Source organism: Pseudomonas sp. Yb2C2, from assembly GCF_052112325.1.
GTDB lineage: Bacteria > Pseudomonadota > Gammaproteobacteria > Pseudomonadales > Pseudomonadaceae > Aquipseudomonas > Aquipseudomonas marginalis.
The window spans coordinates 75,718-97,265 of sequence record NZ_JAVAJK010000022.1; the positions used below are offsets into that span (position 1 = coordinate 75,718).

Below are 21,548 nucleotides of genomic sequence, written 5' to 3' on the forward strand. Positions count from 1 at the left end.
ACGCAATGTCCAATTCGTCCCTCCACGGCAAGGCGATTCTGGTCACGGGCGGCGCGAAGCGCGTCGGTGCAGCCATTGTCAGAGCCCTGCACGATGCCGGCGCCTCGATCATTCTGCATTACCGCCGTAGCGCCGGGGACGCCCACGAGCTGGCCGAACGGCTGAACTGGGAGCGCCCGGGCTCTGTCACCTTATCGCAAGCCGACCTGCTGGACACACAGGCGCTCGCAGGATTGGTCCAGCGTGCGGTTGAAAGCTATGGCCGTCTTGACGGGCTGATCAACAACGCCTCCAGTTTCTACCCGACTCCTTTGGGCAGTATTGACGAACAGGCCTGGACCGACCTGATCGGCAGTAACTTCAAGGCACCGCTGTTTCTGTCCCAAGCGGCATGGCCACACCTGAAGGAAACCGGTGGCGCCATCATCAATATCGTCGACATCAATGCGGAGAGACCAATCGAAGGCTTTTCGACCTACTGCGCAGCCAAGGCCGGGCTACTGGGGCTGACCAAAGCGCTGGCCATCGAAATGGGGCCACACGTACGGGTCAATGGCGTTTCACCGGGCGCCATCGCATGGCCTTCGGATGGGTTATTCGACGCGGCAACGCGGCAGATGATGATCGATTCCACATTGCTCAAACGCACGGGTGAACCCCATGACATCGCTCGCACCGTGTTGTTTCTGCTGGCGGACGCACCTTATATCAGCGGCCAAATTCTTGCGGTGGATGGTGGTCGGTCAGCCCACCTTTGACATTATCCGTTGATCTGGCTGTGGTATCTCGAGTGATTAATCAATAAAACTGAAAGGTGTTTTGGTAGTAAGGCGGATTATCCGGCGTCGCCTTCTCGTTAGTATCAGTCCAGTGCTGGGGTGCTGATGCGGGTACCCATGCTCGACAACGACAACAAGAAAGGGCAGCAGTTGATGAATATTTCTTCGCCTATATCAAACCAACCGCCGATGCGAGAGTTGAATGTTTCCAACGACTTGCTCGATGACCGCCAGGCACTGAACGCAGCCTGGGAACGCGATGGCTATTGGTTCTTCCGTGATGTCCTTGACCAGGCATCGGTATCCCGTTTACGCGGCGTCTACATGGATTTACTGGATCAGTTAGGGGTTACTCAAAAGGACGATGCCGAGGCGCTCTACAGCGGCAAAAGTCTCGACGGATTCCCGTTCCGCATGGAGCCTTTGGTCGAACGTGAAATCTGGCGCCCTTTTGTCCAGGAACCGCCGATCCACGCGTTCTTCCAGCGCTTGCTGGACGACCAACCGTTCTGGATTCCAACCGTGGAGTACCGTGCCACGCCGCCCACCGCAGAGCGCAAACCCAGCCGTCTGGATTACTTGCATCAGGATGGTTTCTACAACATCGGTATTCCGTTCCTGATTTGCTGGATTCCGTTGTCAGTGATCAGCGATGAGGTGGGTGGCCTGATCCTGGCCGAGGGCATGCACAAAGGGCCGTATTTGCACGATGTGAACACGCCTCCGTTGTTTCCTATCCCCAATGGCTCTGTCCCTGATCACGCCTGGCGGCGAACCACCTACCGACCCGGCGATGTGCTGCTGATGCATATCAACACCCCGCACAGCGGGCTGGCCAACTACTCGGACCGTTTTCGTTTGTCGATGGACATTCGCATCATGGGCGCCTCGGGGCACACCCCGATCATCGGCACCTTGACCGCGTTATCCAGCAGTTCGGTCAGCCTGGTCGGCGACGATGGGCGCACGGGGACATTCGTCGTCGATACGCAAACCTATTGCCGGGGTATCGACGGCAAGAAGGTCCCGCTGGATGAAATTCCCCAGCGCATGAAGGCCGGTGATTCTGCGATTGTTGCCTTCAGCGACGGCCGCGCCACCCTTATTCGTCCGCCGCACTGAGAAGTCTTCGATGCCATTACCCACTGTTTTTAATACACGGCTGGCCGGCAAAGTCGCCATCGTTACCGGCGCGGGCTCCCAGGGCAAAGGCGTGGGCACCGGAAAGGCCATCGCTTACCAGTTTGCACGGGAAGGGGCCAGGGTCTGCCTGGTAGATCAACACCCCGAGCGCGCGCAAGAAACTCTGGCGATGATTGTCGAGGCGGGCGGCGATGCGTTTGTTTGCGCCGGTGATGTTAAGTCCGATGAGGACTGCCAGCGCTTCGTCAGCGACACGGTCGCGCGGTACGGGGCGCTGCACATTTTGGTCAATAATGTGGGCATCGCCACCGGCCCGCAGCGTTTTGAACAGCATCCCCTTGAACTGTGGCAGCGGGTGTTGGAGGTTAACCTCAAAAGTGCTTTTTTGATGAGTCGGCACGCCTTGCCTCACCTCTTGGCAAAGCCCGGTTCGGCTGTGCTCAACATCGCCTCGACTGCCGGTTTGCAAGGCCACGGCTCGGTCGCCTATGGACCATCCAAAGCGGCGATGGTGCAAATGACCCGTGAGCTGGCGGTGATGTATGGCCGCCAGGGGCTACGCGCCAACACCGTCGCGCCCGGGCACATCTTTACGCCGTTGGTGGACGGTCTGCTTAACGACAGCATGCGTACGCTGCGCCGTGGCATCGCGCCCCTGAACATGGAGGGTGACGCCTGGGATGTAGCCGCTGCGTGCCTGTTTTTGGCCTGCGACGAAGCACGGTTCATCACTGGGATCTGCCTGCCTGTGGATGGCGGTGTGACGCAGGTTGCACCGCTGACTGCCTATGGTCAGGTTCAATCTGAAATCTGACCCCTTCTTCACGACGAGAACAATAACAATGAACGAGAACTGGCAAGCAGGGCATGAGTTGATGGTCGGGATGATGGGGCCTGAGTTCGCCAAAGCGATAGAGGCGGGGGCCACCTCGGGTGGTTTTGCCGCCGATGTTGCGCGCATGGCCATCGAGCATGCGTTTGGCAGCGTGTGGTCACGTCCAGGGTTGGAACTCAAATACCGAAGCGCTGTGGTCATTGGCGCGCTGATTGCTCAACACCAACCGGCCGAATTGAAAAACCACCTGCGCTTCGGCCTGAACAATGGTCTGACGGTGTTGGAGCTGCAGGAAATCATCATTCAGACACTGCCGTATGTGGGCTTTCCGGCTATTTCCAGTGCGTTGACGGTGGCGATTGAAGTGTTGCGCGAGCGCGGGTTGGACGGTGGGGTGAAAAAGGCCGACGAAAGCGGCTTGTTGTAGCTCCACAATCGCCCGTCGCACTGTGCGGTGCGACGGGCTGCTGGGGCGCGCCAGAAGCACTCAGGTCTGCGAAGCGGGCAGGCGGATAATCAAGCCATCGAGTTCGGGAGTCATGTTGATCTGGCAAGTCAGTCGGCTTCTGTCGTCCACGTCCATAGCGCAACTGAGCATGTCGACTTCATAAGAGGCGGCTTCTGGCATGTGCGCGGCCCATTCAGGTTCGACATAGCCATGGCAGGTTGCGCAACTGCAACTCCCGCCACAGTCTCCGAGAATCCCTGAAATCTGAGTATTTACGGCAATCTGCATCACCGACTGACCCACTTCGGCCTGCACGGTTTGTTCCGTGCCATCGTGCTGGATAAACGTAAGTTTCGGCATCGTTGTTATTCTCAGGCCAGGGAAATCACTGGGTCGGTAACAGGCTTTTCAGCGGGATGCTGTCATCTGCCAGCTGTTCAGGGTCCAATCGCAGGCGGTCGGCGATGATACGTTTGGCGAGCATGAATTCAGGCGGACGATTGACCGTATCGGCCGCCAGCACCAGCCCGTCCCTGAGGTAAAAGGCGCTGAACGAATCGCTGTCCAGCGAACCGCGCACCACCAACTGATCGTAGCCTTGGGACAAACCGACCATTTTCAGCTTCAGGTCGTATTGATCAGACCAGAACCAGGGGATGACGTTATAGGGCTTTTGCTTGCCGCAGATCGCCGCCGCTGCGGTACGGGCCTGCTCCAGAGCGTTGGGGACCGACTCCAGGCGCAAGCGCCGCCCCAGCGATGCATTGGGATGATTGGTGCAGTCGCCGGCTGCGTAGATATCTGGATCACTGGTTTGTGCATGCTCATTGACCAGAATGCCATTGTCGACGGCGAGGCCTGCCTCCTGCGCCAGCTCGGTATTGGGGATCAGGCCGATACCGACCACCACCAGGTCCGCCGGTACTCGAGTGCCATCGGCGCAGAGCACTGCTGATACCGCGTCGCCCGAACTGTCCATCTCTACGTCACTGACCTGCACGCCCGTGCGAATCTCCACGCCGGCTTCGCGGTGTTTGCGCTCATAGAAGGCTGAAAGTTCCGGCGCGGTGACCCTGGCCAGTACACGAGGAAAGGCTTCCAGCACGGTGACGTGGAGGCCCACCTTGACCGCCACGGCTGCCACTTCCAGACCGACGTAGCCACCCCCCACGATGACCAGGCGCATGTTGGGTTCAAACTGACGACGCATGGCATCGACGTCACCCATGGTGCGTAAGTAATGAAAATTGCCCGACTGCTCGGCGAGGCTCGATTTCGGTACCGACAGCGGGCGAGGGCGGCCACCGGTGGTCAGTACGAGCTTGTCGTAGCCAATCAAATCACCATTCGCCAATTCGACGGTTTTATGCTGTCGATTGATGCACAAGACCCGCATGTTATTGATGATCTCGACGTTGGCTTTGATGTAGGTCGCAGCGGATTTGATCAAGAGGCTTTCTGCCGTGGCCGCACCGGACAAGTAGGTCTTGGAAAGAGGCGGGCGGTGATAGGGCAAATGGGGTTCGTCACCGATCAAGACTATCCGGCCACTCCAACCATTGTCACGCAAGCTGGTGGCTAACTCCCCGGCGGCGTGCCCGGCACCAACGATCACTGCGGTGCGATGGGTGTTTTCAGTCATTGTTCACCTGACCTGTTATGAGGGCCTTGAGCACAGCCGTCATGATTGTCGTTATTGGATTTATTATGAACATTGTTTCATATAGTGAACGATTTGTGTGATGGCTGTCAAACCGCCTCATGCTAAAGATGGCCGGCTTAACCGGGTCTGGGCACCATTCTCAATGGTTACGGGCGGGCGCTATGATTTCCCGCCCCGGGGGATAATGCTCAATAAGAAAATCGACAAATGCATGGACCTTGCGCGATTCCCTGCGGCCTCGCGGATAGAGAACTTCCAGCGTGGGCGCCATCGAAACCCAGTCTGGCAACACCTGTTGCAAGTGCCCCGACGCCAATAGACTTTTCAAATGAAAAGCCATTCCCTGAACAATGCCGAGGCCATTCAAGGCGGCTTCGATTCGCGTGTTGCCCTGGCTGATCGACAACCCTCCCTGGGCTTGTATCTCGATCGGCTGTCCCCCCTGCTGGAAGGACCATGGAAGTAGACGGCCGGTACGCTCTATCAGATAGTTGATGCACTCATGTCCATGCAGGTCGTCAGGCGTCAGCGGAACTCCCCGTTGGGCCAGGTAATTCGGTGAGGCAACAGTCAGCAGGGCTGAATGGCCGAGCGGTCTGGCGATCATTCCGGAGTCCCGGAGCAGGCCCAGCCGTATCATCACGTCGTACTGGTTTTCCACGGTTTCGAGGATCTGCTCCGAGTCGGAAAAATCCAGGTGTATAGCTGGATAACACCGTCGAAACGCCGGGAGCAGGGGCATGATCAGGTGCTGGGCGATGGTACTGGGGATGTCCAGTCGCAGCCGCCCACGTGCCGTGCCGCCTTTGCCCGCCAGCTCGGCTTCGACACCGCTGATTTGATCGAGAATTTGTTGGCAGTGCACATGATAGGTCACGCCTTCACCGGTCAGGCTCAGGCTCCTTGTGGTTCGATTCAGCAGCCTGACGCCGAGGTCTGATTCCAGGTTGCTCAGGTGAGTCGACACCATCGACGGAGACAGCCCCAGGCTCGCCGCAGCTGCACTCAGGGTGCCGCGGTCGACCACGGCAAGAAAGACTTCCATACAGCGCAACTTGTCCATGGGCCTGCCGGTTCTTCAAGATAATTGAAAGATTAATACGGTTTATGCAGGTTTATCTAGCGGATAAAGACTCCATAGATTAATTCGGTTGAACAGCGTTCAGCTGAGTTCCTTTTGGGTCAGCGAACGCGAGGGCGAAGCCATCCGTGCTAGCCCTGCAGCCGCTGTGCCGTAGGGCGCGCGAGTCAATAACAATAATTCAGCCAAGGATGCCCCTCTTGAGTAACGACACAAACTGTGTTTCGCCTGGGCGACAAGACCGCCGTTGTGACCGACGCGGATTCAAGCATTGGCCAAAGCATTGCCGAGTTTTTTGCCCGCGTGGGGGCGCAGGTCATTGTTGCCGACTTTAACCTTGAGGCCGCGTGCGCTGTCGCCCAACGTATCGAAGCTGATGGGGGAGGGCGGCTGTGTTGAAAGTGGATGTTTGTGTGATGAAGTGCGCCACTTTGGCGCGGATCAACTTTATTCGAGGAGCTGCTTGCCGCCTTGGAACTCCGTGATTATAGTGAACGAGGTTCGCATATATGAACAATGTTCGTGTATGTTGGAGATGCGCCTTCTGAAGCGGCTTCAGGTCGCCTTCGATGATGTTGTGGCCAGCGCATACCGATACCCGACGCGATGCGGAGATAATAATAATGGGTGCAAAACTGAATATTGAAGACTTCGACGATCCTTCCTTTGACCCGTTCCTGGAAGACGCGTTGATGTTTGGCGATCACCTTGATCCCTACGCCAAAATTGCCGAAATGCGTCGCCAGGGTTCGTTGCACAAAGGCGAATATCGGACGTTGATGGGCTTGTACGCAGACATCACCAAGCCAGCGGATGCGCAGTATTACAGCGTCTTCGGCTATGACGAGGTGGCTCAGGTATTGGGCGACCCGGCCACCTACGGCAATCATGCCTACGACTACAACATCGGCATCAGCTTCGGCCAGAGCATCTCGACCATGGATGCTCCGGAGCATCCACGGTTTCGCCGGATTTTCCAGAAAGCCTTTTTGCCGCAAACAGTCGCCGCCTGGGGTGAAACGCTAGTCGACCCGGTGTTAAGGGACTTGATGAGCACGTTCGAAGGCCGAGGCGAAGCGGACCTGGTGCAGGAGTTCACCCTGCACTATCCCTTCCACATCATCTATCGCCAATTGGCGTTGCCGCCTGAAGACGCGAAGATTTTCCATAAGCTGGCGATTGCCCAGACCGTGGTGTCGGTGGACATCGAACACGGCACGGAAGCGTCGCGCAAGCTGGGCGACTACTTTATCAAGCTGGTGGCCGAACGCCGCGCCAATCCGGGCGATGACTTGGTCAGTTCTCTGGCATTGGCAGAAGTCGATGGCGAATATCTTCCGGAAAATGTGCTGATTTCGTTCTTGCGCCAACTGGTCAATGCTGCGGGCGATACCACCTATCGCGGCACCAGTGTGTTGCTGACGGGGCTGTTGACCAATCCAGAGCAACTGGAGGCTATTCGCAATGATCGCTCGCTGATTCCTCAGGCAATCGAAGAGGCATTGCGTTGGGATGGGCCGGTATTGATGCAGAGCCGTTACGCGCGTGCTGATGCGGTCTTGGGAGGGGTCAATATCCCGGCGGGTACCTTTATCGATGTGGTGGCGGGATCGGCCAACCGTGATGAGAGTAAATTCCCCGACCCGGATGCCTTCAATATTTTCCGCAAGCCTCAGCACCGGCATTTTGCGTTTTCCTTTGGTCCTCATGTCTGTATCGGTCAACACCTGGCCCGAGTTGAAATGACTCGTGCCTTGACGGCGATTCTCGAGGGCTTGCCAAACCTGCGCCTTGATCCGGACAAGCCGGCTCCCCAAGTGCGTGGAACGATGATGCGGGTGCCGCATTCGATTCACGTGAAGTTTGGTTGACAGCCTCCACGCACAGGCTCCAGCTCCGCCATGGTCAATGCGGCCATGACGGGCTTTTGATGAGTTAAGCCCAATGAAAGATTTCGATTACATCATCGTCGGTGCGGGTTCGGCCGGCTGCGTATTGGCTAACCGCCTCTCTGAGCATGCGCGCAATAACGTCCTGCTGATCGAAGCAGGGCCTGAAGACCGTAACCCGCTGATCCACATGCCCAAAGGGTTCGGCAAGTTACTGTCGGACCCGAAACACGCCTGGTTTCTTCCGGTGACGACAGACCCAGGTACTGGTCGCACCACCGAGATTTGGGCTCGCGGCAAGATGCTGGGCGGCTCCAGCGCCATCAACGGCATGGTCTACATGCGCGGCCACCCACAGGATTACGATGACTGGGAAGCCAACGGCGCCACCGGCTGGGGTTGGAATACCATGGCCAAGGCGTTCCGCAGTATCGAGAACCACGCGCTGGGGGAAAGTGAGCTGCGCGGCGGTAAAGGCCCCTTGAAGCTGTCCACCTACAGCGACCGTAATGCGCTGGGAAATGCCGTGGTCAATGCCTGCAAGGGCCTGGGGTTGAAGCTGCGCGACGATATCAACGGACTCGATCACGAAGGCGTGGCCTACCTGACCTACACCATCAGCGGCGGTGTCCGGCAGAGTGCGGCAAAAGCGTTTCTTGGCCCGGTCCGTCAGCGAACGAACCTCACCGTCGTCACTGATACCCAAGTGCGGCGGGTGCTATTCGAAGGCACGCGCGCTATAGGTGTCGAGTGCATAAAGGGCGACACGTTGGTGTCTTATACTGCGCGTTGTGAGGTCATACTCAGTGCGGGAGCTCTGGAAACTCCACGTCTCTTGCAACTGTCCGGCGTCGGCGACAGGGCACACCTGACAACGCTCGGAATCCCCGTGGTTGCGCATAATCCTAACGTTGGCCGCAACATGCGTGAACACCTGCTGTATTTCCTGCAGGTGCGGCTGCGCCATTGGCGTGACAGCCAAAACCGCGAGTTCAGCGGTGTAAGGTTGATCAAAAATGCCTTGCGTTACTTTCTGACGAAAGCCGGCCTCATGGCACTGGGCTCTTATCAAATCGGTGGCTTCTTCAAAAGCCGTCCCGGGCTTGATCGCCCCGACGCGCAATTGATGATGGCCCCTTATTCGCTGGACTTTTCGTCGCCATCCTATGGGTTTGAAACCTTTCCGGGTATGCAGTTATTTACCTATCCGTTGCGTCCGCGCAGTCTGGGGAGCGTACAGATCACCTCGGCGGACCCGGCTCAGCCTGCACAGATCATCACCAATTACCTGAGCGATCCTTACGACCGTGAGGTATCGGTGGCCGCGTTTCGGTTCATGCGCAAAGTCGTCAACAGTGCGTCGATGAATCATATGGTCCTGGAAGAAACGCATCCGGGACCGAAAGTGCAGACCGACGAGGAAATTCTTGCTGAGTTTCGACAGCGTGGGCAGTCGGGGTTTCATGCCTGTTCGACCTGCGCCATGGGCTCGCATGACGATGCCGTCCTGGATCCGCGACTGCGGGTCAGAGGCGTTGAGGGATTGCGCGTGATGGATTTGTCGGTAATCCCCACGATGGTTTCAGGCAACACCAACGGGCCAGTGATGGCTATAGCATGGCATGCAGCCGATTTGGTTCTGGAGGACGCGTCATGAGTCGATTCGAGGATTACGCACAGCGCTTCGCAAACATTCACTTGGCGCGCAGGGACGGCATTGTGCAGTTGTCGGTGCATAGCGACGGCGGCTCGCTGAAATGGGGGGCGTTGGAGGGCAGCATCCACACCCAATTGGGTGATTGCTTTCGTGAGATTGCCCGCGACCCTGAAGTCCGCGTGTTGATTATTACCGGTACCGGTGAAGCGTTTTGCGCAGCGATGAACATGGCCGAAATGCCCAGTGAACCCATGTCGCAAGGTTGGCACCGCTTGCAGCGTGAAGGAAAGGATTTGCTGATGAACCTGCTGGACATTGAAGTCCCGGTCATTGGTGCCATCAATGGTCCGGCGCACATCCATGCCGAAATCCCGGTGCTGTCGGACATCGTACTGGCCAGCGAAACCACGGAGCTGGCCGATCTGGCGCACTTCGTCCACGGCGTCGTCCCCGGCGATGGCGTACAGGTGGTCTGGCCGATGCTGCTGGGGGCCAATCGAGGGCGTTACTTCCTTCTGACCGGTCAGCGCCTGGGTGCCGCTCAAGCGCTGGCATTGGGCGTCGTCGCCGAAGTCTTGCCCGCGGACAAGCTGCTGGCGCGGGCCTGGGAACTGGCTGGGCAACTGGCGAGCAAGCCCCTGCATACCCTGCGCTATACCCGTGTCGCCTTCACTCAACCGATCAAGCGTCGGCTTTTGGAGGAGTTGGGCTACGGCCTGGCAATGGAAGGTCTGGCCACGATCGCCATGACTCAATAACGGTCACAAGAGGGTTTTTCAATGACTCACGTTTTAGATGCCCACGCTCAAGCTATCGTGCAAAAAGCGCTGGACCTGGCCACCACCCAAGGCGGTGAAGTCGGTGTTCAGGTGGCTGCTTACCTCAATGGCAAGCTGGTGATCGACGCCTGGAGTGGTTACACGGACGAAGCGCGAACACAAGCGGTCGATGGCGATACGCTGTTTAATGTCTACTCGGTGACCAAGGCCGTTGCGGCCACCGCCCTGCATATTCTCGCCGACCGAGGCCAGATCGATTACGACTCGCCGGTCAGCCGGTACTGGCCCGAATACGCTGCCAATGGCAAAGCATTGACCACCGTTCGTGATGTGCTGACGCATCGCGCTTGTGTCCCGCAAATGCCCGAGGGTGTGACCCCGGAGCTGATGTGCGACTGGGACTGGATGACGCAGGCCATCGCAGACCTGGAGCCGTTGGCGACGCCTGGCACCAAGACCCTGTACCTGTCGATGACCTTCGGCTGGATCATCGGCGAACTGGTCCGCAGGGTTGATAGCAAACAGCGCTCCTTTGGCCGTTTTGTGCGCGAGGAAATCGCTGAGCCGCTGGGCATTACCGACCTGTGGATCGGCATCACCGATGAGGTTGAGCCGCGTGTCGCCAGGCAAACCAATGCCATGGTGTCGGTGCCTGCGGAGTACCTGCCACCGCTGTTCAGCGCCTCGATGCCCGACGCCGTTGCGCTGGTTCCCGAAGTCTTCGAGCGGGCCGACGTGCGGCGGGCAGAGGTCGCGGGGGTAGGGGGCATATTCAACGCCCGCTCCGAGGCGCGGTTCTGGGCGTTTCTCGCCAACGGTGGCGAACTCGACGGGGTACGCCTGCTTTCCAGGACGCTGGTCGCGACCCTGAACACGCCGCGAGCCAACAGTGAAGAGCCTGACCCGGTGATGTTCGGCTTTCCGATTCCGATCACCATCGGTGGTTTCTGGTTCGGCGGCAACTACCCTCCCGTGACCTGCGTGCAGAACCCCCGCGCGATCTGCCATCCGGGCCAAGGCAACTCGATTGGCTGGGCAGACCCGGATGTCAATCTGGCGGTTGCGATCTGCCATAACAAGCTGTTCAACCCGACCAGTCCGGAAGAAGACCCGTTGCTGCCCATTGCCCAGGCAGTACGTGAGGCATTGGGTATTTGAATGAGCATTGACATCGAACATTTGAAATCCTGGATCGGTCGGCAAGAACATCAGAGCGACCAGCTCACGCGGGTGCCCATGACGGCGTTGGCCGCGACGCTGGAGCATGAGCCGGTCTGTGTTGGGCTGGAGCATGCGCTGCCGGAGCTATGGCACTGGTTGTACTTTTTGCCGCTTGCACAACAGTCGGCTATAGGCGATGACGGTCATCCGCGACGTGGCGGATTTCTGCCGCCCATCGAACTGCCTCGCAGAATGTGGGCCGGTGGGCGGCTGGAGTTTCTGCGCAGTCCATTGGTGGGCAGTTCGGTCGAGCGGACTTCGACGATTCTTAATGTCACCCACAAGAGCGGTCGTAGCGGTGAGCTGGTATTCGTCACGTTGGAGCACCAACTCGCAGATTCAGGCGGCGTGCTGATCCGCGAAGAGCAAGATCTGGTTTACCGTGATCATCCGCAGCCAGGGGCGCCCTTACAGGCTATCGAACCGACGCTGCGCAAGCCGTTGTGGACCCGGGAGATCACCCCGGACCCCGTGCTGCTGTTTCGGTATTCGGCACTGACGTTCAACGGCCACCGTATTCATTACGACCGACCTTACGCACAAGCCGTAGAGGGTTATCCGGGGTTGGTGGTACACGGCCCGCTGATTGCAACCTTGCTGATGGATTTATTCCATCGGCAGATGCCGGGTGTCAGGCTCAAACACTTCAGTTTCCGCGCCATGCGGCCGTTGTTCGATACTGCACCGATCACCCTGTGTGCCTTACCCGCTGACAACGGGGCAAGGCTGCTGCTGTGGGCTCAAGGGCCCGATGGGGAAATTGGCATGGAAGCGACTGCCACGCTGGCTTGACCCCGCGCCGTAATTCAGTGACTTAGCGTCAAGGAGAACCCATGCGTTCCTATTTGTTTGTTCCCGGTAATCGACCCGAGCGTTTTGCCAAAGCACAGGCATCGGGCGCCGACGTCGTGATCATTGATCTGGAGGACGCGGTGGCCGATGCCGATAAACCTCAGGCACGTGAGCATGTGCGCACAGCCGTGGAGCGGGGCGCTCGTGTCTGCCTGCGGATTAACGCCTACGGTTCGCCCTGGTTCACTGAAGATCTGGCACTGTTGGCTTCAATGAACGTCGAGAGTGTGATGCTGCCGAAGGCCGAGACCCTGGAGCCATTCCTGGCCCTGCGCAGGGTGACTCAGGCGCCGATTATTGCGTTGGTGGAAACCGCACTGGGTATCCATCAAGTGCTGGTTGTGGCGCAAGCCCCTGGGGTCCAGCGCATCGCTTTTGGTTCAGTGGATTATCAATTGGACGTGGGCTGTGATGGCAGTGATGACGCCTTGTTGTACGCGCGCTCGCAAATTGTCGTCGCCTCGCGGGTGGCACGTATTGAAGGGCCGATCGATGGAGTCTGTGTCAGCATTGATAATCAGGACGCCATAAGGCATGAGGCCGCACACGGCAAGGCGCTCGGCTTCGCCGGCAAGATGTGTATCCATCCGCGCCAGGTGCCTCTGGTCAATCAGGTGTTCAGCCCGTCCGAGCGCGAGATGGCCTGGGCCAGGGAGGTCGTCCAGGCCTTCGCGCGCTCGAATGACGGCGCGGTGCAAGTGCGGGGGGAAATGATCGACCTACCGGTACTGCTCAAAGCGCGAAAAATCATCGCTCAAGGCGAGTTCGTCTAGGTTGTAGTGCAGCACCCAATTCGGATGGAATCGAATCAGGTGTTTCAGTGCGTGCTCATGGGTGACCGAGCAGACCGGATGCGGCTGTGCCTACCGAGATCAGCAGCTCACGCAGCTCATTGAGTTTGTGCTGCATGCGTTCGGCCGGTGCCGCGATCACCAACGCTGCAGCGACTGTACCGTCGGTGTTGTGGACCGGTACTGCAATCCCGGCGGCGCCTTCGCTGAGCTCGCTGATGCTGATGGAGACACCGGTTTCACGAATCTCTTTCAGCTGCTTTTTCAACGTGCTGCGATCTGTGATGGTGCGCCAAGTCATGGCCTTCAGCTTGGCGGACTTGAGGTAGGTCTCCTGGCTACGCTCATCCTGATAAGCCAACAACAGACGACCAGGGGCTGTGCAGTGGAGGGGACGTGGAGCACCCAGCGGCGAAACGTAACGCACCGGGTTCTGTGAGTCGATACCGTCGATGTGGGTAACCATCTGTGACTCCATATCGATCACGGACAGGTACACGCTTTCGCCAGACTTGACGGCCAACTCTTCGAGATAGGGGCGCATCAGCTTGGGGAAGTTGCGGGTGGCCAGGATGTCTCCCGCTAGCCGGTATATAAACGGACCAAGCCGGTAACGATTGCTGCCATGGCTGAGATAGCCTTCAGCGACCAGCGGACGCAGCAGCGTTAACAGACTGCTTTTCGGGGATTCCAGAGTCACGCTCAATTCGGCCAGAGAAAGGCCGTCGACGGCCTTGGCCAGGGTTTCGAACAGGCCCAGGATCCGCGTTACAGAGCGTGGGCCCATGGATACTTGAGATTCAGCACTATCCACGTGTATTACCTTTTCCATGATTGATCAAAATCGTTGTACTGATGTCTAGGCCATCGCATGCAACGGTACTGCTTGAAGTAGTTGTGCATCATACCAAATACCGTTTAACAATTCCCTTTGATCTTGAACGCCCTGTAAATGCTGCGCTGTAGCCAAAATTTTATGAGCCTATGGCTTATTTATAGAAGGAATTTGCTCAGGGCGCAGTTTTTTTGGCGCTTTCTGAACGGCTTATTTGTTTGCATATATGAATGGCGTTCAGTATTCTGCTGCGAGTGATCACCTCAAATTGCGGCTATCTGCTCGCTGCTGTGAGCCTGTCCGGGATTATAGGTGATGCGTATTCACGATCGAGGGATCAGGCATGACGGATATGGTTAAGGGCAAGGTGGTGGTCGTCACGGGCTCCGGTGGCGGGATTGGGCGAGACATTGCGCTGCTCATGGCGAAATACGGTGCCAAGGTGGTGGTCAACGATGTGGGGGCCTCTGTCAGTGGTGAGGGGCTGGATGTCGGGCCCGCGCAGAAAGTTGTGGATGAGATCAGGGCCGCCGGCGGCGATGCCGTGGCCAATACCGACAGTGTCTCCGACCCGGCGGCGGCGGCCAGGCTGATCGAGCAGGCGGTACAAACCTATGGGCGGATTGACGTCGTGGTCAACAACGCCGGCATCCTGCGTGACCGTTTTTTTCACAAAATGACAGCCGAAGAGTTTGACGCGGTACTCAAGGTCCATCTCTACGGCACCTTCTACGTCAGCCGCGCTGCCGCCAACTATTTCAAGGAACAGGAGTCGGGGTGCTTCGTGCACATGACTTCCACCTCTGGCCTGATCGGTAACCTGGGTCAGGCCAACTACAACGCGGCGAAGCTGGGCATCATGGCGTTGTCCAAGTCCATCGCCCTGGACATGCAAAAATTCAATGTCCGGTCGAACTGTGTCGCGCCTTTCGCGTTCAGTCGCATGATTGGCGCCATACCCACCGATACGCCTGAGCAGCAGGCCCGCGTCGAAAAAATCAAACAAATGACGCCGGCAAAAATCGCCCCCATTTGCGTGTACCTGGCCAGTGACCAGGCAGCTGAGGTCAACGCCCAGGTGTTTGCGGTGCGTAATAACGAGATATTTTTGATGAGCCAGCCGCGACCGATCCGATCGGTACAGCGCTCGGAAGGCTGGACACCTGAAACCCTGGCTGAGCACGGTATGCCTGCGCTGAAAGGCTCCTTCATTCCCATGGATCGCTCCGGCGACGTCTTTACCTGGGATCCTGTTTAAAGCTTGCAGTAGCAGTAATTGGAATCGAGTTCGTAGCTTGCGACGTTAATAAAAACAACAATAACAGCCGCTTTGTGACCCGAGGCGGCAGAGGAGGGAAGTAACGTGACTTACCCTGATAACTGGACAGTACCTGCACATGTCCCGCCCAATCTGGTGATTGATTTCGACTGCCTTCACCCGTCAGGCGCCGAGACGGATGTGCACCTCGCCTGGAAGGTGCTGCATGACGGCCCTGACATTGTCTGGTCGCCTTATAACGGCGGGCACTGGATTGCCACCCGCGCCGAGGACATTGAAGTCATCCAGAAAGATGGTGCTCGTTTCTCTCATCGCCTCATCAACATCCCGCCTACGCCGCAAATCACTCTGGTTCCGCTGGAATTGGACGTGCCGGAACATACGGCATATCGAGCGTTGATCACACTGTCTTTCCTGCCGCAGGCCATTGCGTCGATGGAAGACGATATCAGGGCACTGACCATCGAGTTGATCGAAGGTTTTCAGGCGAGCGGTCAGTGTGAGTTCGTCAACGACTTCGCCAAAATGTTGCCGATCCTGATTTTTTTGCGCCTGGTGGACCTGCCCAGCAGCGATCGCCTTGAGTTGCTGACGATGGCGGAGATGGCCGTGCGCGGCACGTTGGAAGAGCGCATCGAGTCGCAGGTTTTACTGCAACGTTACCTTGGAAAGTGGATTCAGGAGCGCATGCTCAACCCAGGCAAGGATGTCATCAGCCTGATTGTCAATGCGCAGATCGACGGTGCCCCTATCCGGCCCGAACGGATGTTTGGCATGCTGATTGTGGTGCTGTTCGGTGGCTTGGATACCGTTGCCTCAATGATGAGTTTTATCTGCCGCTTCCTGGCCGAACACCCAACCAAACGGCAACAACTGGTCGACGATCCCCAATTGATTAATACCGCGGTCGACGAATTGATTCGTCGTCACGGGGTCACCAATACCGCGCGGGTCGTGACCGGCGATTTCGACTTCAAAGGTGTGCCGCTCAAAGACGGCGATCAGATTCAGGTTCCGAATGCGCTCTTCGGTCTGGATGAACGCCGCTTTGCCGATCCCATGGATGTTGACTTGACCCGCAAGCCAGTGATCCACGCAGCCTTCGGCAATGGTCCGCACCGCTGCCCCGGGTCGTTTCTGGCCCGCACCGAAATCAAGGTATTCCTGCAGGAATGGCTCAAGCGCATTCCAGACTTTCGCGTGAAACCGGGTGAGCAACCGCGTACGGCATCAGGCGCGGTGAATGGAGTGCTTCATTTGCCGCTGGTCTGGGACGTTCACTAAGGAGTCGACATGAAACAGTGGCAATGCATTTTCTGCGGTTTTTTTTATGACGAAGCCTTAGGTCTGCCCGAAGAGGGCATTGCGCCCGGGACACGCTGGGCAGATATTCCCGAAGACTGGATGTGCCCTGAATGTGGTGCCGCCAAAGTTGATTTCACCATGGTCGAAGTCTGATTGTCCTGCACCTTACAGCGATAGACGTCCAGGGCGTCAACCTACTGCCAAAAGGATACCTGAATGGATTTTTCAAGTTATAAAGCGCTCAAGCTGGAACGCGATGAAAACGGTATTTTGACCATCACTTTCAACCGCCCCGACTCACTCAATGCCGTTGATGCGGGTATGGATGAGGAATTGGGCAGAGTGTTCACCGAAGCCGGCTACGACGACCAGACCCGCGTGGTGATCCTGACCGGTGCCGGACGTGCTTTCAGCGCGGGCGGCGACCTTGAAGAAATGCAACTGGTCATTGATGAGCCTCAGCGATTCATCGACGGCATGCGCCGTGGCAAGCAAGTGCTCTTTTCGATGCTTGATTGCCCTAAACCGATCATTGCCAAAATCAACGGTCATGCCATCGGCCTGGGCGCCACCCTGGCACTCTTCTGTGACCTGACCTACGCCACGTTAACCGCCAAAATCGGCGATCCTCATGTCAGCGTGGGTTTTGTCGCCGGTGATGGCGGCGCGGCCATCTGGCCGCAACTGATCGGTTATGCGAAGGCCAAGGAGTATCTGCTGACGGGCGAGGCATTGACCGGCGAAGAGGCTGCCCGTATCGGCTTGATTAACCATGCTGTCGCGGCCGAAGAGCTTGACGAAACCGTCCAGGCGATGGCGCTCAAGCTGGCCCAGGGCGCCTCGAAAGCCATTCAGTGGACCAAGCTTGCGGTCAACATCAGCCTCAAGCAGATCGTCAGCTCGGTGATCGATGCCTCATTCGCCTACGAGGCCTTGTCCAACCAGACCGAAGACCATCAGGAAGCAGTCAATGCGTTCCGGGAAAAACGTAAGCCGGTATTCAAGGGCCGCTGACACTCACTGTATTGAAAAAGGGCATCTGATATGAGTAAGACCGCGGTGATTACGGGCGGCTTCGGCAGCCTGGGTGTTGCAGTAGGCCGATCATTTGCACAGGCAGGCTGGCAGGTGGCGCTGGTAGATCGGGCGGCGCAGGCTCTGCCAGCGATCAACGCCGAGTTCAGTGGGCAGTTGTTGCTGGGCGATGTGGACCTGACGGATCTGGCCGCGGCAAACAGTGCCTTGGCCAAGGTCCAGGCGCATTTTGGAAGTGTGGATGCGCTGATTAACGTCGCGGGCGGGTTTCGCTGGGAAACCCTGGAGGACGGCGATCTGGCGACCTGGGATCTGCTGTACCAGATGAACCTGCGTACTGCCGCGACGGCCTGCAAAGCCTCACTCGCCCATCTGAAGGCAAGCGGGGCAGGGCGCATCGTCAACATTGCAGCCGGTGCTGCCAGCAAGGCAGCCTTGGGCATGGGGGCATATGCCGCGTCCAAGGCCGGGGTGGTGCGACTGACCGAGGCGGTGGCTGAAGAGCTGAAGGATCACGGGGTCACCGTCAACGCGATCTTGCCGTCGATTATCGATACGCCGCAGAACAGAACAGACATGGCAGATGCTGACTTCACACGATGGGTCCAGCCTTCACAGATCGCCCAGGTGATTCTGTTTTTGGCGTCTGACGCAGCGTCGGCAATCACTGGCGCGTCGATCGCGGTCAACGGCAGAGTCTGATTCTCCCCATCCAGAACGGGACAGCGCGGCATGCCAATGGTATGCCCGCGTTGCTGCGTACGACTGGTTTCCCCGCAGGACTCGGCACAATTGACCAGGATGTCGAGGCGACCAAAGCGCTTATCGATAGAATCGAAAAGCGCTACTACTGAGGTTGCCGATTCAATGTCAACAGCAGCGGGAATGGCCAACGCTGGGGGGCTCAATCCATCGCCAGCAATGACGGCAATCGATAGCCGATAATCTCGCGGGCTTGCTGGACGATACGTTCTATCAACTGCGCGCACGTGGGCAGGTCATCAATCAATCCGATGACCATGCCGATGGGCAGTGCCCCACCGTTAATGTCGTCGTTTTCCATGGCCGTCATCCAGCGCTTGGCGCCGGTTAGAACTTGCAGCTCGGCGAAAGTAGGGTAGCCCTGCTTCTCCAATGCCACGGATTGTTCACTGATGCTGTTACGCCAGACACGAATGCTGTCGCCCTGGCTGCGACCGACTAACAGGGTGTCGCGTTCGCTGGCCTCAAGAAAGCTCTGCTTGATGCCCGCTGGCACGGGGGATTCCTGGGTCATGAGCAAGCGGTTGCCCATCTTGATCCCTTCGGCGCCCAGTGCCAGTGCGGTGACCAGGCCTCGACCATCGTGGAAGCCACCGGCGGCCAACACCGGAATCTTCAACCGACGTACGGCAGTCGGTATCAGCACCAGGGCCGGTACATCCTCTTCGCCAGGATGAACTGCGCACTCGAAACCATCGATGCAGACCGCGTCCGCCCAAGACTTTCAGCTTTAAGCGCATGCCGAACGGTGACGCACTTGTGAATGACGGCCACGCCGGCCGACTTCAATTGATCGATGTAGCGGGCGGGATTATTGCCGTAGGTCTCGACGAACTTGACCTGGCTGTCGACGATTGCGCGCACATAACCGTCGTAGTCCAGATCAACCGCATGGGGTAAAAGGGTGAGGTTTATGCCAAATGGCTTGTCGGTCAGCGTACGCACCTTGTCGATCTGCTGACGCAGGGCATCGCCTGTAGGCGAGGTGTACGCGGACAGAAAACCAATGCCCCCCGCATTGCCGACGGCGCCACCAGTTCAGGCCGGGCTACCCAGCGCATGCCACCTTGAACGATGGGGTGTTTGATGCCGAACAGTTTTGTAATCCGATTTTGCAGCATAGGACGGTCGATGGAACACTTTTAGGGCATGGGCGAATACCAGAACATGCTGCATCCGACGCCAGAGTTAGTCAAAGTGTATATATGAACATCGTTGAGTAATATTCCGTATCACGTGAGAGAGCAACCTGGGCCGAAACACCCTGGTTGCTGTGTCAGTCAGTACTTCTTGAAATCAACGCCGATGCGATCACCCAAGTCAGGGAAGCGATTGACCGGTCGGTTGCCGTGGTCCGGTGCCGCTTCGCCCCACGCAAACCAGACGTCGGGCTCGCGGGTGTCCCCGACTCGGCGCCAGCGGCCGTCCACCTGCGGATTCTTCAGCGTGCCCAAGCCCACCAGGCGGCCTTTGGGGTCAGGGATAAACTCCCATTGCTCACCAAACGCGCTGTAGCGGATACCTTCTTGCCAGTAGCCGTTGGAACCGAAATCCACCTCACCGGTCACGTCGTAAGTAAAGCGGACCTCACCGCGTTCGTTGGTCAGGATTGCAAAGCCGAACTGGTCATTGCCCAGCGTGAAGTGCCCGGCATCGATACTGCCGTCCTTGTAGCGCGTGGCCCAGGTGTACCAGACAAGTTCAAGTTTTTCCTGAACCAAGGCGTCCTTGCTCTTGTAGATTTCGCCGCCTTCGTACATGTAAATCGGATCAAAACCGATCATGCCACGCACTTTCTTGCCCAGAATGGTGCCTTCCATTTCGAAGATATTGGCGACGTAATACATGCCTGCATCGGCGCCAGGGAGGTACCAGTGCATACCGGGCTTCACCAGCGTGCCACGGATCTCCATCACGCCTTCCTCTTGCCAGCTGCAGTCCTCAGGGCTCCAGGTGACATGAAAAGGGTTGCCGGCCAGTTCCGGATCGCTGCGCCAATGGACGTGGTCGGTTTCGAGGGTGCGTCGGCAGTTGTCGTTGGGTACCGAATCACGACCGGCAGCATGCATGTGCATGCCGTCGTCATGACCCGCAGTGGTGAGCAGGTAAAAGGCCTACTGAGCGTGAGTGTTTTGATGCAGTGCATACACTCCAATTTGTGTGCGAGTTACCGCTGCAGCGGTCCGATGAGTATTGACCAAAACAGTTCTGCACCGCCTTCCTGAGTCAGTTTTTGTGAGCGTGATACATGCATAGCCATACCCAGTGACTTAAGAAATAGTGATTGATCATCATGATCCACCGAAAGCATCTCGTTAAAGCCACCACGAGCAGATGCACTGCTGGAGAATTCAATACTTCGTCCGCTCATGCCGCCAAGTGCGACGGAACATTCGCTGGCTTTGTTGCCCTGGCGATAGATCGCGCCGGTGAAGGTATTGCCGTCGATGCGGCGAAACTGACAGCTGATCCCGTCATTGCGAGCTTCCAGCTCCTGCAGCGAACCTTCGAAAAAGCGTGAGATGAAGTCAAACGATTCCTGCAAGTACCTATCAGCATCCAATTCACTGAACGTCTTTTTAAGGGCGAGGTTGCTGGAGCGAGAGGGGGCAACTACCGACGCTGAGAAAGAGGGCGCAGTTGGAACGGCAAGCAGGACAGGCGAGGTCACTGACGGTGAAATGCGTGTCACCACAGCTCGGATCTGCCTGGCGACATCGGTGTAGGCCTCGTCGTAATTCGGCCACGTCGTGATGGCTTTGCCATCCTTGGGTGCAGCGAGCAGATTGCCCAGCGGGGTTGAATGCCAATCGCAGGGCCGGACGATCACCGGGATGATCTGTGCTTCTCCTGCGGCATTTCGCTCCAAGGCTCGTGCCATTTCGATGGAATAGCAGTAGCGAGAATCGAGAAAGCTTGAGCTGACGAGCAACAGGATGACGTCGGCCGCATTGATTTGTTGATCTATTTCATTTCCAAGATGCTGTCCAGCCAGAATTCGCCTGTCGTGCCATGATTCGATGAGCCTTTCATGGCGTAACGATGCCAGGTGTTTTTCTAACTGATCACGGTATTGCTCGTCATCGTGAGAATACGAAAAAAAGACCTTTGCCATTGTCACTCCTAACCTGCCCGTTGATGAATATGCGCTTCCGAATTGTCGTGTCGAAATAGATCATGTGACTTGTGACGAC

Annotated in this window: 23 protein-coding genes and 1 pseudogene; 15 read left to right on the forward strand and 9 right to left on the reverse strand. The window is 57.6% G+C overall.

Annotated features, from left to right (window positions below; genetic code table 11):
* Nucleotides 1-5: 5 nt before the first annotated feature.
* The 4 genes from Q8X51_RS25675 to Q8X51_RS25690 all read left to right on the forward strand — a co-directional run bounded on the left by Q8X51_RS25675 (nucleotide 6) and on the right by Q8X51_RS25690 (nucleotide 3,184).
* On the forward strand, nucleotides 6-758 hold the full coding sequence (locus Q8X51_RS25675; RefSeq protein ID WP_407694260.1) for a pteridine reductase: 753 nt from the start codon (nucleotides 6-8) through the stop codon (nucleotides 756-758).
* A gap of 126 nt (nucleotides 759-884) precedes the next feature.
* Nucleotides 885-1,901: a phytanoyl-CoA dioxygenase family protein gene (locus Q8X51_RS25680; RefSeq protein WP_407694259.1), complete on the forward strand. Its 1,017-nt coding sequence runs from the start codon at nucleotides 885-887 to the stop codon at nucleotides 1,899-1,901.
* Nucleotides 1,902-1,911: 10 nt separating this feature from the next.
* Nucleotides 1,912-2,736, forward strand: a complete 825-nt coding sequence (locus Q8X51_RS25685; protein ID WP_407694257.1) for an SDR family NAD(P)-dependent oxidoreductase — start codon at nucleotides 1,912-1,914, stop codon at nucleotides 2,734-2,736.
* 28 nt (nucleotides 2,737-2,764) lie between these two features.
* Nucleotides 2,765-3,184: a carboxymuconolactone decarboxylase family protein gene (locus tag Q8X51_RS25690; RefSeq protein WP_407694256.1), complete on the forward strand. Its 420-nt coding sequence runs from the start codon at nucleotides 2,765-2,767 to the stop codon at nucleotides 3,182-3,184.
* A 60-nt stretch (nucleotides 3,185-3,244) separates the two neighbouring features.
* Here the strand turns inward: Q8X51_RS25690 and Q8X51_RS25695 are convergent, their stop codons facing one another.
* From Q8X51_RS25695 to Q8X51_RS25705, 3 genes are all read right to left on the reverse strand, one after another.
* Nucleotides 3,245-3,565 carry a 2Fe-2S iron-sulfur cluster-binding protein gene (locus tag Q8X51_RS25695; protein WP_407694255.1) on the reverse strand — a complete coding sequence of 107 codons (321 nt, stop codon included), beginning with the start codon at nucleotides 3,563-3,565 and terminating at the stop codon, nucleotides 3,245-3,247.
* A gap of 25 nt (nucleotides 3,566-3,590) precedes the next feature.
* Nucleotides 3,591-4,847, reverse strand: coding sequence for an NAD(P)/FAD-dependent oxidoreductase (locus Q8X51_RS25700; RefSeq protein WP_407694254.1), 1,257 nt, complete (start codon nucleotides 4,845-4,847; stop codon nucleotides 3,591-3,593).
* 160 nt (nucleotides 4,848-5,007) lie between these two features.
* Nucleotides 5,008-5,931: a LysR family transcriptional regulator gene (locus tag Q8X51_RS25705; protein WP_407694253.1), complete on the reverse strand. Its 924-nt coding sequence runs from the start codon at nucleotides 5,929-5,931 to the stop codon at nucleotides 5,008-5,010.
* Nucleotides 5,932-6,572: 641 nt separating this feature from the next.
* On the opposite strand from Q8X51_RS25705, the gene Q8X51_RS25710 reads away from it, so the two are divergent.
* From Q8X51_RS25710 to Q8X51_RS25735, 6 genes are all read left to right on the forward strand, one after another.
* Entirely contained in the window at nucleotides 6,573-7,820 is a 1,248-nt protein-coding gene (locus tag Q8X51_RS25710; RefSeq protein ID WP_407694252.1) for a cytochrome P450, read from the forward strand.
* A 73-nt stretch (nucleotides 7,821-7,893) separates the two neighbouring features.
* Nucleotides 7,894-9,495: a GMC family oxidoreductase gene (locus Q8X51_RS25715; RefSeq protein WP_407694251.1), complete on the forward strand. Its 1,602-nt coding sequence runs from the start codon at nucleotides 7,894-7,896 to the stop codon at nucleotides 9,493-9,495.
* Nucleotides 9,492-10,253: an enoyl-CoA hydratase/isomerase family protein gene (locus Q8X51_RS25720; protein ID WP_407694250.1), complete on the forward strand. Its 762-nt coding sequence runs from the start codon at nucleotides 9,492-9,494 to the stop codon at nucleotides 10,251-10,253. Before Q8X51_RS25715 ends, Q8X51_RS25720 begins: the two co-directional genes overlap by 4 nt.
* Nucleotides 10,254-10,274: 21 nt before the next feature.
* Nucleotides 10,275-11,432, forward strand: coding sequence for a serine hydrolase domain-containing protein (locus Q8X51_RS25725; RefSeq protein WP_407694249.1), 1,158 nt, complete (start codon nucleotides 10,275-10,277; stop codon nucleotides 11,430-11,432).
* Complete coding sequence (locus tag Q8X51_RS25730; RefSeq protein ID WP_407694248.1) at nucleotides 11,433-12,287, forward strand: FAS1-like dehydratase domain-containing protein; 855 nt, start codon at nucleotides 11,433-11,435, stop codon at nucleotides 12,285-12,287. It begins immediately after the preceding gene.
* 41 nt (nucleotides 12,288-12,328) lie between these two features.
* Entirely contained in the window at nucleotides 12,329-13,120 is a 792-nt protein-coding gene (locus Q8X51_RS25735) for an HpcH/HpaI aldolase/citrate lyase family protein (protein WP_407694247.1), read from the forward strand.
* 55 nt (nucleotides 13,121-13,175) lie between these two features.
* Here the strand turns inward: Q8X51_RS25735 and Q8X51_RS25740 are convergent, their stop codons facing one another.
* A complete protein-coding gene (locus tag Q8X51_RS25740) occupies nucleotides 13,176-13,925 on the reverse strand; it encodes an IclR family transcriptional regulator (RefSeq protein ID WP_407694246.1) in 750 nt (249 codons plus the stop codon).
* Nucleotides 13,926-14,316: 391 nt separating this feature from the next.
* Between Q8X51_RS25740 and Q8X51_RS25745 the strand changes: the two genes are divergently transcribed.
* From Q8X51_RS25745 to Q8X51_RS25765, 5 genes are all read left to right on the forward strand, one after another.
* On the forward strand, nucleotides 14,317-15,231 hold the full coding sequence (locus tag Q8X51_RS25745) for an SDR family NAD(P)-dependent oxidoreductase (protein WP_407694245.1): 915 nt from the start codon (nucleotides 14,317-14,319) through the stop codon (nucleotides 15,229-15,231).
* 105 nt (nucleotides 15,232-15,336) lie between these two features.
* Entirely contained in the window at nucleotides 15,337-16,536 is a 1,200-nt protein-coding gene (locus Q8X51_RS25750; RefSeq protein ID WP_407694244.1) for a cytochrome P450, read from the forward strand.
* A gap of 9 nt (nucleotides 16,537-16,545) precedes the next feature.
* The gene (locus tag Q8X51_RS25755) at nucleotides 16,546-16,710 is read left to right on the forward strand and encodes a rubredoxin (RefSeq protein WP_053136117.1); all 165 of its coding nucleotides are present in this window, start codon (nucleotides 16,546-16,548) and stop codon (nucleotides 16,708-16,710) included.
* Between the two features lie 63 nt (nucleotides 16,711-16,773).
* The gene (locus Q8X51_RS25760; protein WP_407694243.1) at nucleotides 16,774-17,571 is read left to right on the forward strand and encodes an enoyl-CoA hydratase/isomerase family protein; all 798 of its coding nucleotides are present in this window, start codon (nucleotides 16,774-16,776) and stop codon (nucleotides 17,569-17,571) included.
* Between the two features lie 30 nt (nucleotides 17,572-17,601).
* Entirely contained in the window at nucleotides 17,602-18,294 is a 693-nt protein-coding gene (locus Q8X51_RS25765) for an SDR family NAD(P)-dependent oxidoreductase (protein WP_053136112.1), read from the forward strand.
* Between the two features lie 202 nt (nucleotides 18,295-18,496).
* Here Q8X51_RS25765 and Q8X51_RS25770 read toward each other — a convergent pair whose 3' ends face one another.
* The 5 genes and pseudogenes from Q8X51_RS25770 to Q8X51_RS25790 form a co-directional block, all read right to left on the reverse strand.
* The gene (locus Q8X51_RS25770) at nucleotides 18,497-19,054 is read right to left on the reverse strand and encodes an NAD(P)H-dependent flavin oxidoreductase (protein WP_407694327.1); all 558 of its coding nucleotides are present in this window, start codon (nucleotides 19,052-19,054) and stop codon (nucleotides 18,497-18,499) included.
* On the reverse strand, nucleotides 18,994-19,299 hold the full coding sequence (locus Q8X51_RS25775; protein WP_407694242.1) for a hypothetical protein: 306 nt from the start codon (nucleotides 19,297-19,299) through the stop codon (nucleotides 18,994-18,996). Before Q8X51_RS25775 ends, Q8X51_RS25770 begins: the two co-directional genes overlap by 61 nt.
* A gap of 12 nt (nucleotides 19,300-19,311) precedes the next feature.
* A pseudogene (locus Q8X51_RS25780) lies at nucleotides 19,312-19,362 on the reverse strand (hypothetical protein); the annotation flags it as partial.
* Between the two features lie 272 nt (nucleotides 19,363-19,634).
* Nucleotides 19,635-20,429 (reverse strand): hypothetical protein, encoded by a 795-nt coding sequence (locus Q8X51_RS25785; RefSeq protein ID WP_407694241.1) that lies wholly within the window; start codon nucleotides 20,427-20,429, stop codon nucleotides 19,635-19,637.
* A gap of 92 nt (nucleotides 20,430-20,521) precedes the next feature.
* Nucleotides 20,522-21,469: a toll/interleukin-1 receptor domain-containing protein gene (locus Q8X51_RS25790; RefSeq protein WP_407694240.1), complete on the reverse strand. Its 948-nt coding sequence runs from the start codon at nucleotides 21,467-21,469 to the stop codon at nucleotides 20,522-20,524.
* Between the last annotated feature and the right edge of the window lie 79 nt (nucleotides 21,470-21,548).

Coding starts and splice junctions, on each gene's coding strand:
- Q8X51_RS25785 (WP_407694241.1), bottom strand. CDS start 20,429: ATGCACATGCATGCTGCCGGTCGTGATTCGGTACCCAACGACAACTGC.
- Q8X51_RS25700 (WP_407694254.1), bottom strand. CDS start 4,847: ATGACTGAAAACACCCATCGCACCGCAGTGATCGTTGGTGCCGGGCAC.
- Q8X51_RS25790 (WP_407694240.1), bottom strand. CDS start 21,469: ATGGCAAAGGTCTTTTTTTCGTATTCTCACGATGACGAGCAATACCGT.
- Q8X51_RS25730 (WP_407694248.1), top strand. CDS start 11,433: ATGAGCATTGACATCGAACATTTGAAATCCTGGATCGGTCGGCAAGAA.
- Q8X51_RS25685 (WP_407694257.1), top strand. CDS start 1,912: ATGCCATTACCCACTGTTTTTAATACACGGCTGGCCGGCAAAGTCGCC.
- Q8X51_RS25710 (WP_407694252.1), top strand. CDS start 6,573: ATGGGTGCAAAACTGAATATTGAAGACTTCGACGATCCTTCCTTTGAC.
- Q8X51_RS25740 (WP_407694246.1), bottom strand. CDS start 13,925: ATGGGCCCACGCTCTGTAACGCGGATCCTGGGCCTGTTCGAAACCCTG.
- Q8X51_RS25735 (WP_407694247.1), top strand. CDS start 12,329: ATGCGTTCCTATTTGTTTGTTCCCGGTAATCGACCCGAGCGTTTTGCC.
- Q8X51_RS25680 (WP_407694259.1), top strand. CDS start 885: ATGCGGGTACCCATGCTCGACAACGACAACAAGAAAGGGCAGCAGTTG.
- Q8X51_RS25745 (WP_407694245.1), top strand. CDS start 14,317: ATGACGGATATGGTTAAGGGCAAGGTGGTGGTCGTCACGGGCTCCGGT.
- Q8X51_RS25755 (WP_053136117.1), top strand. CDS start 16,546: ATGAAACAGTGGCAATGCATTTTCTGCGGTTTTTTTTATGACGAAGCC.
- Q8X51_RS25715 (WP_407694251.1), top strand. CDS start 7,894: ATGAAAGATTTCGATTACATCATCGTCGGTGCGGGTTCGGCCGGCTGC.
- Q8X51_RS25690 (WP_407694256.1), top strand. CDS start 2,765: ATGAACGAGAACTGGCAAGCAGGGCATGAGTTGATGGTCGGGATGATG.
- Q8X51_RS25705 (WP_407694253.1), bottom strand. CDS start 5,931: ATGGACAAGTTGCGCTGTATGGAAGTCTTTCTTGCCGTGGTCGACCGC.
- Q8X51_RS25675 (WP_407694260.1), top strand. CDS start 6: ATGTCCAATTCGTCCCTCCACGGCAAGGCGATTCTGGTCACGGGCGGC.
- Q8X51_RS25760 (WP_407694243.1), top strand. CDS start 16,774: ATGGATTTTTCAAGTTATAAAGCGCTCAAGCTGGAACGCGATGAAAAC.
- Q8X51_RS25695 (WP_407694255.1), bottom strand. CDS start 3,565: ATGCCGAAACTTACGTTTATCCAGCACGATGGCACGGAACAAACCGTG.
- Q8X51_RS25725 (WP_407694249.1), top strand. CDS start 10,275: ATGACTCACGTTTTAGATGCCCACGCTCAAGCTATCGTGCAAAAAGCG.
- Q8X51_RS25765 (WP_053136112.1), top strand. CDS start 17,602: ATGAGTAAGACCGCGGTGATTACGGGCGGCTTCGGCAGCCTGGGTGTT.
- Q8X51_RS25720 (WP_407694250.1), top strand. CDS start 9,492: ATGAGTCGATTCGAGGATTACGCACAGCGCTTCGCAAACATTCACTTG.